Consider the following 10196-nt stretch of genomic DNA (forward strand, 5'->3'; position numbering starts at 1 on the left):
CTGTTCATGTCCCAACCGAATCGACCCAAGCCGAGCCTGCTGCAAACGCCGCGCCGCGTGGTGCTGACCGCCGTGGCGCTGGCCGCAATGACCGCCGCCACCATCATCGGTGCCGGCTGCATGACGCCAACGCCTTCATCGTCGCCCGCTGCAGCCGCCCCCGCTGCCGCGTCAGCGTCCGCCGCTGCAACCAAACAGACTCCTGCCAACGCCGCACCCAATACGGGCCAGGCGTCGCTCGCCCAAGCGCAGGGCGAAGGCCGCTCGCGGTTCGTGCTCGTGCGCTGGCAAGAGTCGGGCGCTGCGCCCAAGGAATTGCCCTCCGCCGAAGGCGACGATACTGACCCGGCTGCGCAGCCGATTTCCATCGAATTCAGTGGCGGCCTGGAGGCGGCCAACGGCGTGGTGTCCGGCTACTCGGGCTGCAATCGCTTCTCGGGGCCGTATGAGAAGCTCGCCTCGGGCATGCGCTTCGGCAACCTGGTGTCGACGCGCATGGCGTGCGACCCGGCGCGTACGGAGCTGGAGACAGCGTTCCTGGAGGCGCTCAAATCGCCCTTGGCGACCGTCGGTATGCAGCCTTCGGCCAGCGGCACGCAGGGCCGCCAGGTTATCTGGAAAACGACCAGCGGCGCGCTGCTGCAGTTTGCCGAGCGCCCGCTGCCGCCGCGCGGCCAGACACATTGATCAGCGTTTGGCCGATTTGCCCGTTGGTTTCGCCGATTCAAGTTTGGTGCTTGCCGGCGGCAACGCAGTGATATCGCTCGAACCGTTGGCCGTGAGCAGCGTGTTCACCTGGATCACGTCTCCCTCAGTCAACGAGCCGGCTGCAGACTTCAGCCGCAGCCCGTTGACGATGGTGTCATAACGCGCGCGTGCCAGATCGCGCCGCGCCTGAAACAGCTGCGCCTGCGAATTCAGCACGTCGGTGCCGATGCGCACGCCCACACCGTAGGCGAGCTGGTTGGAGTCGTACGCTGTACGTGCCGACAGCTCGGCCGCTTCCAGTGCCTTGACCTGCGCCAATCCGGCAATCACGCCGATATAGGCTTGCCGTGCGCCTTGTTCGGCAGAGCGCCGGGCAAATTCAAGATCGTTTGCGGCCTTGGTTTCCAGCGCGATGTTTTCACGCACGCGCGACTGGATCGCACCGCCTGCAAAGATCGGGATCGACACCTGCACGCCAATCTGTGAACTGTCGAAGCGCGCGCCGCCGGGCAGCGACGGCAGGTATTGGTTGCCGCTGGCATTGGTGTGGCCGGTCTGCGCCACGAGGTCGACCGAAGGCAGATGGCCCGCGGTGGCCTTCTTCACATCGCGCTCTGCACTTTGCAGGTTGTATTGCGCCAGTGCCACCTGCAGGTTGCTGCTGCGCGCCTGTTCCACCCAGGGTTCTGCTGAAGCCGGTTCCGGCTGGGGGATCGTGACGCCCGTGCGCACGCCGGCCAGCGTGCCAACGGGCTCCCCGATGATCTGCTTGAGCGCCGATTGCTTGATCTCAAAGTCGCTGCGTGCTGCGATGACGCTGGCGTCGATCGCGTCGCGGCGGGCCTGTGCGTCGTTCGCGTCGGTGATGTTGGCGTTGCCGACGTCGAAGTTGCGGCGAGCCTGTTCGTACTGCTGCTGGATCGCATCGCGCTGCGCGGTGGCGAGCTGCAGCGTGTCCTGCGCGTTGAGCACGTCAAAGTAGGCCCGCGCCGTGCGTGTGATGAGGTCGAGCTGCGCCTGCGCGAGCGAAGCCTCGGCGGCCTGCGCGGCAATCTCGCCTTGCTTGTAGGTTTCCCAGCGGTCCCAGCGGAAGAGCGGCTGCGACAGTGACAGCGTCCAGCCCGTCGAAGAGAACGTCTTGTTGAATTCGGCCGGAGCGGTTTGATCGAAGATGATGCGCGTGGAGCTCCAGGCGCCGCCGATCTGCGGTAGCAAACCAGCGCGGCCTTGCGTGAGCTTCTCGCGTTGCGCCAGCGACTGCGCGCGCGCCGATGCGAATTGCGGATCGTTGGCCAGCGCGGCGCGGTAGGCGGAGAGGAGGTCGGTTGCAGCGGCCGTGTTCGGTTGGGTCTGCGCCCACGCGAACATCGGCATCATCGAACAGCACAGCACAACAAGCGAACCGCGCGCGGCCATCCGCGTGCGGCTACTGCGAGCAACAGTCATAAAGCCCCCGAGCGAGGAGGAAACGTTCGCGTTCGGAAGGCAGCGCGGGCGCGTCAGGCCCTGTTCAGTGCCTGTGGAGCGTGAACAGGGCTTTGCCCGGCGGCGGCTTCCCCAATCAGTACGTCGCCATCTGCGGGTCCACCTGGTGAGCCCAGGCGTGGACGCCGCCTTGCAGGTTGTAGACACGCGCGGCATCAAAGCCGCCTTGCGTGATCAGATACTGCGCAACCTGCGCACTGCGTCCGCCGTGGTGGCAGATGCAGACGATGTCTTGGTCAGCATTCAGCTCGCTGGCACGCCCCGGGATCTGGTCCATCGGAATGTGCGTGATGCCAGGAATGGCACAGATTTCCACCTCCTCCGTCCAGCGCACGTCGAGCAGGACGGGCTTCGCGCGCGATGCGTCGGCGAGCCATTGGGCGAGGGCGGTGGGAGCGAGCTGCTGCATGATGATTGGGGGCCGAGAGGGATCAGAAGCGGAAGGACGACGGCGCGGGAACACCCACCAGCGGCGTCACATACGTCTCGAACAGGTTGCGCGTCTGATATTCGGTGTTGGAGATGCGCGTGATGAGCTGCGCTTCCATGACCGGCGCGCCGCCCACGAAGATCGACAGGCGGCCACCCACCTTGAGCTGATTGAGCAGCGCTTCCGGCACGGCGGGCACCGAGCCCGACACGCAGATGACGTCATACAGGCCGTCGCCCCAGCCTTGCGCGCCGCTGGCCTCGACCACGTCGACGTTAGTGACGCTATTGCGCGAGAGATTGTCACGGGCGAAGGCGACGAGTTCCGGCACGATGTCGAGCGTGGTGACCTGGCGGCCGCGATGGGCCAGCAGGGCGGCCATATAGCCGGAGCCCGCGCCGACTTCCAGCACGTCTTCGTGCTTGCGCACGGCCAGCTCTTGCAGCACGCGGGCTTCGACGCGCGGAGCCAGCATGTTCTGGCCGCTGGCCAGCGGGATTTCCATGTCGACGAAGGCCAGCGCGCGATATGCCTCGGGCACGTAGTGTTCGCGCTTGACGACGCTGAGCAGGTCGAGAACGTCGGTATCGAGCACGTCCCAAGGACGGATTTGCTGCTCGATCATGTTGAACCGGGATTTTTCGATGTCCATGGGCATGCCTTCCACGCGGAGCGAGTGATGCGAATGAGGGTTTGACGACAAACCCGGCATTTTAGCAAGTCCGGAAGACATTCCGGCAGACGTTGTCATGACGAGGCGCCTTCGTCGGGGTTGTTGGCCCGCTCCGGGAGTGTGCGCCACGGCTGCGCTGTGAGGGCAGGTGGAGGTGGAATCAATGCGCCCGTCGCTGGATTGCGCAGCACGCCGTGCAGCAGCAGCGACACGACGTGGGTGATGAACGCCTTCGGTTCCAGCTCCCGGTGCGAGCACGGGCCGAACGAGTGCTTCCACATCATCAGGAAGATCATCGGCGCGACCATGGTCAGCGTGGTGAGATCGATGTTGACATCGCGGAATTCGCCGCGGGCCATGCCGCGTTCGAGGATGCGCGCGAACAGGCGGTCGCAGCGCTCGATGACTTCTTCGTGGTAGTACTGCGCCAGGTCAGGAAAGTTGCCCGACTCGGCCATCAGCAGCTTGGTGAGGCCCGAAGCCGGTGATTCGCCGATGAGCTCCCACCAGCCCATCAGGATCTCGTGCAGCAGCGCTTCGCTGGAGCCTTCAAAGCTGTCGATCAGGGCTTCGCCCTCGGCCAGCGCGGGCACCAAGTTTTCCTGCACCACAGCCTTGAACAGTTCTTCCTTGTTGGCGAAATACAGGTAGACCGTGCCCTTGGATACGCCGGCGGCCGAGGCCACGTCTTCCAGCCGCGTGGCCGCGTAGCCGCGCGCCACGAACAGGTTCAGCGCGGCGGCGACCAGTTCTTGCGGGCGGGCCTCTTTGCGGCGCGTCCAACGTTTGGAGGAAGACTCGGAATCTTGATCAGTCACGGCGGTAGGGTGTCAGCCAGCACACGAGGTCACTGACTCACAGATAACTTACTTTTCGGTCATTAATGTACGCATGCGGCAAGGGTGGGTCAAGCGGCTTCGGCATTGTCAATCAGACTGGGCCGCGATTGTGCTGGTGCACAATAGCGGTTTCCGCCCTGATTTCATGCACTCGGACAGCATGGACTGTCGACCTCATTGCGGCGCGTGCTGCATCGCGCCTTCCATTTCCAGCCCCATTCCTGGCATGCCGAACGGCAAGCCGGCCGGCGTGCGCTGTGCGCAACTGGATGAGGCCAACGGCTGTCGTATCTTCGGCCAGCCGGAACGTCCGGCGGTCTGCAGCAGCCTGCAGCCGGAGCCCGACATGTGCGGAGGCTCGGCCACGCATGCCATGCAGTTCCTGACCCGACTTGAAATCGCTACCGCAGCGCACTGAATTGTCATGACCGATTCCACGAAACCCGCTGTCCGTTCCAACCGCTTCCGCTGGTGGTCGGGTGCGGCCGCTGTTGCCGTGGCCATTGCCGTCACGCTCGTGGCTTGCATGCCGACCGGCTGGACCGGTGACGGCTACATCTTTTCCCGCGGCCAGATGCAGGACGCGCTTGCGCGCAAGTTTCCGTTCCAGCGGCGCTTTCTCGGCTTCTTTAACGTGACGCTGTCGAACCCGCAGGTGTCGCTCGACCCCGCGCGCAACCGCATCGCCATCCAGGCAGATGCCGTGGTGGAAAGCGGCCTGTTCCGCCAGCCGCTGACAGGGCCGCTGGCCGTCTCCAGCGGCTTGCATTACGACCCGCCCACGCATTCGATCCGACTGAATCAGCCCAGTGTTGATCGCTTCGATCTGCAGAACGTGCCCGGGGGCATCGGCCCGCAGATCAGTTCGATCGGTTCTTTGATTGCCGGGCAGTTGCTCAACGACTATGCGGTCTATACGTTCAAGCCCGAACAGCTGAAAGTGGCTGGCATTGCCGTGGAGCCCGGTACAATCACGGTTTTGCCCGAAGGCGTGCACGTCCAGGCCAAGCGGCCCTGAGTTCTGCTGCACGTCCAGCGCTTCGTTTTCCTCTTCCTTCTTTGCTTACTGCATGGATATCGCACTCGCCATCAAAGCGCTGATTCTCGGCATCGTCGAAGGCCTGACCGAGTTCCTCCCCATTTCCAGCACCGGCCATCTGATCCTCGCTGGCCAGCTGCTCGACTTCAATGACGAGAAGGGCAAGATCTTCGAGATCGTGATCCAGTTCGGCGCCATCCTGGCGGTGTGCTGGGAGTTCCGTCACAAGATCATCGACGTGATCAAGGGGCTGCCGAATGATCCGCGTCAGCAGCGCTTTGCGATCAACGTGATTGTGGCGACGATTCCTGCGATCACGCTTGCGCTAATCTTCGGCAAGGCCATCAAGGCGCATCTGTTCAACCCGATCGTGGTGGCGTCGGCGTTCATCCTCGGCGGCTTCGTGATCCTGTGGGCCGAATGGCGCGAACGCCATCGCGGCGAGACGCACGACCCGCGCGCCAATGCACTGCTCGAAGCCGCCAAGGCTGGCGCGCCACGCATTGAAACGCTGGATGACCTGCGCATCTCCGATGCCATCAAGGTGGGTATCGCACAGTGCTTCGCGCTGATTCCGGGCACGTCGCGTTCGGGCTCGACCATCATCGGCGGCCTGTTGTTCGGCCTGTCGCGCAAGGTGGCGACGGAGTTTTCATTCTTCCTGGCGATTCCCGTGATTTTTGGCGCGACGGTGTACGAGCTGTACAAATCGCGCGCGCTGCTGTCGGCGGATGATCTGTCGATCTTCGCAGTGGGTTTTGTGGCCGCATTCATCTCGGCGTTCTTCTGTGTGCGCTGGCTGCTGAAGTTCATTGCCACGCACGATTTCCGCGGCTTTGCGTGGTACCGGATCATCTTCGGCATCATTGTTCTGGCGACCGCTTATACGCACCTCATCGCCTGGCAGGCCTGAGCCACGGGCAAGCATTTCCCTTCTTCGGTGCGAGGCTTTCGCACCGTCTGCACGATCGGGCGGATTCGGACACACTGGCGGTTTCTTTAGCCAGCCGCTGATTGCCGAATCTCCCGATCATGAGTGCTCTCTTCCAGCCTTTCTCCCTGCGCGGTCTCACGCTTGAGAACCGCATCGTCATTTCGCCGATGTGCCAGTACTCGGCCGACAACGGCCAAGCCACGGCGTGGCACCACACGCATCTGGGCAGCCTGTCCCTTTCGGGCGCCGGATTGCTGATGATCGAAGCGACCGCGGTGTCGCCAGAAGGCCGCATCACCAACGGCTGCCTGGGTTTGTGGGACGACGCGACCGAAGCCGCGCTTGAGCGCACGCTGGCTGCCATTCGCCAGAATGCGCTGGTGCCGATCGGCATGCAGATCGCGCACGCGGGCCGCAAGGCTTCGAGCGCCCGGCCTTGGGAAGGCGGCGCATTGCTGGCGCTCGATGCCGGCGGCTGGGAAACGATGGGTCCCTCCCCGCTGCCACAGCGCCCTGAAGAGCGTGCTCCGCGCGAAATGACCGATGCGGACCTCGCCCGCGTGCGCGATCAATTTGTCGATACCGCGCGTCGGGCTGTGCGCTTGGGCCTATCGGCCATCGAACTGCATGCCGCACACGGCTATCTGCTGCACGAATTCCTGTCGCCGATCGCCAATCAGCGCACCGATGCCTACGGCGGTTCGCGTGAGAACCGCATGCGTTATCCGCTGGAGATTTTTGATGCGGTGCGCGCCGTGGTGCCGGACAACATTCCGGTTGGCGTGCGCGTGTCGGCCACCGATTGGGTGGAGGGCGGATGGGCGCCGGAGGATTCGGTGGTATTTGCGCAGGCACTGCGTGCGCGCGGCTGTGATTGGATCGATGCTTCGTCGGGCGGTGTGTCGCCGCTGCAGCAGATTCCGCTGTCGACCGGCTACCAGGTGCCGTTTGCCGAGAAGATCCGAAACGAGGCGGACATTCCGACCATCGCCGTCGGCCTCATCAACGAGGCGCATGAGGCGGAGGCCATCGTTGCGCAAGGGCGTGCGGATTTGGTCGCCGTGGGCCGGGCCTTCCTCTACAACCCGCACTGGGCCTGGGCGGCGGCCGCTGAGTTGGGCGCGACGGTCAAGGCGCCGCCGCAATACTGGCGCGCTTTCCCGCGCCACGCCAAGAACCTCTTCGGCGATACGCATTTCGGCGCACGCTGACTCGCGCGAGCGTGCGCGGACGTGGCTAGCCGCGCTTGCGGAAGACCACGTCCCACACGCCGTGCCCGAGGCGCAGGCCGCGTTTCTCGAACTTGGTGACAGGGCGGTAGTCGGGGCGCGGTGCAAAGCCGTCGGCGGTGTTTTCCAGCGTCGGCTCGGAGGACAGCACCTCCAGCATCTGGTGGGCGTATTCCTCCCAGTCCGTCGCGCAGTGCAGATAGCCGCCCGGTTTCAGGTGCGCCGCCAGACGTGCGACAAACGGGCTCTGGATCAGGCGCCGCTTGTTGTGGCGCTTCTTGTGCCACGGGTCGGGGAAGAACACGTGGATGCCATCCAGCGTACCCTCCGGAATCATCTGCGCCAGCACTTCCACCGCATCGTGCGAAACGATACGGATGTTGCCGATTTCGCGTTCGCCGATCAGCTTGAGCAGCGCTCCAACGCCCGGCTCATGCACCTCGACGCCTAGAAAATCGTCGTCCGGGCGCAATTGCGCGATGTGCGCGGTGGTTTCACCCATGCCGAAGCCGATCTCGAAGATGCGCTTGGCGCCAGCGCGGCCGAAGGCGGCGTCCCAGTCCAGCGGCTCTGTGGTGTAGGGCAATTGGAAGCGCGGACCGAGTTCATCGATGGCACGCTGCTGGCCGGTCGACGTACGGCCGGCGCGGCGCACGAACGAGCGGATGCGACGCGGGTGGCCGGTTTCCGCACCGCTTTCGGCGCTCTCTGCGGTATTGGTGTCTTGCGATTCCGGCGTGATGTCGTCGGGGCCGGTGCCCGGCTGTTCGATGGGCTGCATGGAGATCCCGTGCCGGTTGCCCGTCGATGGAGCGACGGGCGCGCAGGCAACAAAAAAGCCGCCGAGGGCGGCTTCAGACTGTTCGGTGGAGCGGGCGATGGGAACATTTCCAATCAGCCAACCCGTTGATTGACAACGGATTTATCCTGTTTGCTCCACAAGATATGACCGTATATTGTACCAGTGGGGCACGCTAGTCAACGCAGCGCGTCCACCGTTGTCTGCCCTCGACCACCAACAGCCGACGCGGTCTGCTTAGGCGTCAGCCTGGTCAGCAGTCCGCCCACTCAAGCGCTTCACTCGGCTGATGAAGCGCTTCAACGGCTCGGAGGGCTCGCCCCCGCGTCGCACCAGATAGGTCGCGAGCATCGGCGGCGCACCCGCCAGCGGCCGTGTCGCGATGTCCGGCCGGTTCAGCGCCTGAACCTGCGAAGCGATGGCGAAGCCGATCCCGTAGCCCGCTCCGATCAACGTCAGCATCACCCCCAGGCTGGTCACGTGGTCGACCACCTTCAAGGGCAGCTCGGCTCCATCGAGCAACGCCTGGATCTGGTCGTGGCAGCCCGACGCCGCGTCCGGGTGGCATAGCACGAGCGGGAACTTCACCGCGTCTGCGAGCTTGACGTCTTTGTGTGCCAGCAGCGGGTGGCGCGCGGGGACGATCACCGACAACTGATCGATCCACACCGGCTCGGCTACCAAGCCGTCATTGACCACCCCCGAGAGCGTAAAGCCTACGTCCAGCAGGTCGGTGTGCAAGCCCTTGAGCTGCTGCGAGAACGGCAACTCGACGACGCGAATCTCCAGCTCCGGTTCTTCCTCGCGGCTGCGCGCGAGCAAGGTGGCGATCCGGGGCTGGGCCAGGCTGTCGCAGATGGCAATGCGCAGGTAGCTCTGGTAGCCCTGCGCTGCCGCCTTTGCGGCACTCACCGCCTGCTCTACCGTGGCCAGCACGCGCCGGCTCTCACCGAGGAACACTTGTCCGGCCCAGGTCAGTCGAGTCTGGTTTGCACTGCGGTCGAACAACTGCACGTCGAGCCTGGATTCAAGATGACGCATAGCGCGGGACACGGGCGATTGCTCGATGCCAAGGCGCTCGGCCGCACGCGCAAAATGCAGTTCTTCTGCAACCGCGACGAAGTAGCGCAGTAGTCTAAGTTCCAATGCGGACTCCTACTCGGCGTTTTCGCGTGGCGAAGGGAAACCGCCCCCTTCGCTTACGCGGGACCGCACGTGACACACTCGCGGCATATGACTCTCGTCGTTTAGTCATTCAGCCGCACGCCGTGAGTTCGCTGCAGTGGGTGCCATTCTCCAATTCCAACAGCTCGGCAATTGGAGTTGGACCAAGACCATCTTCCATACCTAGCGAAGTAGAACGGCAAGCTGCCGTTTCAGCGTTTCCGGAATGGCTTCGGCGGGAGTAACCACAGCGCTCTGTAGGGCGTTATGCGCGGGAGAATCAGGTTTCTCGGCACCTAAGACCCGGATCGCTTCGGCCGCCACCAGCTTGGCGCGTTCTGCATTCGTCATCAGATTGGCGATAGCCATGTCGGCTGTAACGTGGGCCTCCCGAGGGTGCCAGCAATCGTAGTCGGTCACCATGGCCAAACTGGCATAGGCCATCTGCGCTTCTCTCGCCAATTTTGCTTCCGGCATGTTGGTCATTCCGATGATGCTGGCGCCCATACTGCGATACCAGTTCGACTCGGCTTGGCTTGAAAACTGCGGGCCCTCGATGCAGACGTAAGTGCCACCTTGATGAAGGCGAACATCAACTGGAAGAACGGTACGAACGGCTCGCGACAAAACTTCGCAGGTCACTGAGCAGACCGGCTGCGCCATGGAAACGTGCGCGACCACCCCTTCCCCGAAGAAAGTGCTGTCCCGGCGTTTGGTCAAGTCGATGTACTGATCCGGCAGGACGAAGTTCAGCGGCGCCATGTCCTCTCGCAGTGACCCCACTGCCGAGAAGGACAGGAGGGGTAATGCCCCCGTTTTCCACAGTCGGCAGAAGTAGAAACTAAGCGGCCATGGCCAGCCGCTGCTTCGGGGTAAAGCCGCCCAATGCCATATTT

Annotated in this window: 12 protein-coding genes; 5 read left to right on the top strand and 7 right to left on the bottom strand. The window is 63.8% G+C overall.

All coding sequences use genetic code 11. The features are described from left to right. Nucleotides 1-6: 6 nt before the first annotated feature. Entirely contained in the window at nucleotides 7-687 is a 681-nt protein-coding gene (locus ACUXH0_RS25815; RefSeq protein ID WP_182594964.1) for an META domain-containing protein, read from the top strand. Here ACUXH0_RS25815 and ACUXH0_RS25820 read toward each other — a convergent pair whose 3' ends face one another. From ACUXH0_RS25820 to ACUXH0_RS25835, 4 genes are all read right to left on the bottom strand, one after another. Further along, nucleotides 688-2124 (bottom strand): TolC family outer membrane protein, encoded by a 1437-nt coding sequence (locus tag ACUXH0_RS25820; RefSeq protein WP_182594972.1) that lies wholly within the window; start codon nucleotides 2122-2124, stop codon nucleotides 688-690. A 145-nt stretch (nucleotides 2125-2269) separates the two neighbouring features. Beyond that, nucleotides 2270-2602, bottom strand: coding sequence for a rhodanese-like domain-containing protein (locus tag ACUXH0_RS25825; RefSeq protein WP_004629576.1), 333 nt, complete (start codon nucleotides 2600-2602; stop codon nucleotides 2270-2272). Nucleotides 2603-2624: 22 nt separating this feature from the next. Continuing rightward, nucleotides 2625-3275 (bottom strand): protein-L-isoaspartate O-methyltransferase family protein, encoded by a 651-nt coding sequence (locus ACUXH0_RS25830; RefSeq protein WP_182594965.1) that lies wholly within the window; start codon nucleotides 3273-3275, stop codon nucleotides 2625-2627. A 95-nt stretch (nucleotides 3276-3370) separates the two neighbouring features. Next, on the bottom strand, nucleotides 3371-4114 hold the full coding sequence (locus ACUXH0_RS25835) for a TetR/AcrR family transcriptional regulator (RefSeq protein WP_182594966.1): 744 nt from the start codon (nucleotides 4112-4114) through the stop codon (nucleotides 3371-3373). Nucleotides 4115-4295: 181 nt separating this feature from the next. Between ACUXH0_RS25835 and ACUXH0_RS25840 the strand changes: the two genes are divergently transcribed. The 4 genes from ACUXH0_RS25840 to ACUXH0_RS25855 all read left to right on the top strand — a co-directional run bounded on the left by ACUXH0_RS25840 (nucleotide 4296) and on the right by ACUXH0_RS25855 (nucleotide 7319). After that, entirely contained in the window at nucleotides 4296-4553 is a 258-nt protein-coding gene (locus ACUXH0_RS25840) for a YkgJ family cysteine cluster protein (RefSeq protein ID WP_012435050.1), read from the top strand. A 6-nt stretch (nucleotides 4554-4559) separates the two neighbouring features. Next, the gene (locus ACUXH0_RS25845; protein ID WP_182594967.1) at nucleotides 4560-5153 is read left to right on the top strand and encodes a DUF1439 domain-containing protein; all 594 of its coding nucleotides are present in this window, start codon (nucleotides 4560-4562) and stop codon (nucleotides 5151-5153) included. Between the two features lie 52 nt (nucleotides 5154-5205). Further along, complete coding sequence (locus ACUXH0_RS25850) at nucleotides 5206-6087, top strand: undecaprenyl-diphosphate phosphatase (RefSeq protein ID WP_182594968.1); 882 nt, start codon at nucleotides 5206-5208, stop codon at nucleotides 6085-6087. A gap of 119 nt (nucleotides 6088-6206) precedes the next feature. Continuing rightward, the gene (locus tag ACUXH0_RS25855) at nucleotides 6207-7319 is read left to right on the top strand and encodes an NADH:flavin oxidoreductase/NADH oxidase (protein WP_182594969.1); all 1113 of its coding nucleotides are present in this window, start codon (nucleotides 6207-6209) and stop codon (nucleotides 7317-7319) included. 25 nt (nucleotides 7320-7344) lie between these two features. Here the strand turns inward: ACUXH0_RS25855 and trmB are convergent, their stop codons facing one another. From trmB to ACUXH0_RS25870, 3 genes are all read right to left on the bottom strand, one after another. Next, a complete protein-coding gene (trmB, locus tag ACUXH0_RS25860) occupies nucleotides 7345-8118 on the bottom strand; it encodes a tRNA (guanosine(46)-N7)-methyltransferase TrmB (protein ID WP_004629564.1) in 774 nt (257 codons plus the stop codon). 255 nt (nucleotides 8119-8373) lie between these two features. Continuing rightward, the gene (locus tag ACUXH0_RS25865; RefSeq protein WP_182594970.1) at nucleotides 8374-9282 is read right to left on the bottom strand and encodes a LysR family transcriptional regulator; all 909 of its coding nucleotides are present in this window, start codon (nucleotides 9280-9282) and stop codon (nucleotides 8374-8376) included. A 201-nt stretch (nucleotides 9283-9483) separates the two neighbouring features. Further along, entirely contained in the window at nucleotides 9484-10194 is a 711-nt protein-coding gene (locus tag ACUXH0_RS25870; protein WP_476196443.1) for a phosphorylase family protein, read from the bottom strand. Between the last annotated feature and the right edge of the window lie 2 nt (nucleotides 10195-10196).

Source organism: Ralstonia sp. 110700041-2, from assembly GCF_056280165.1.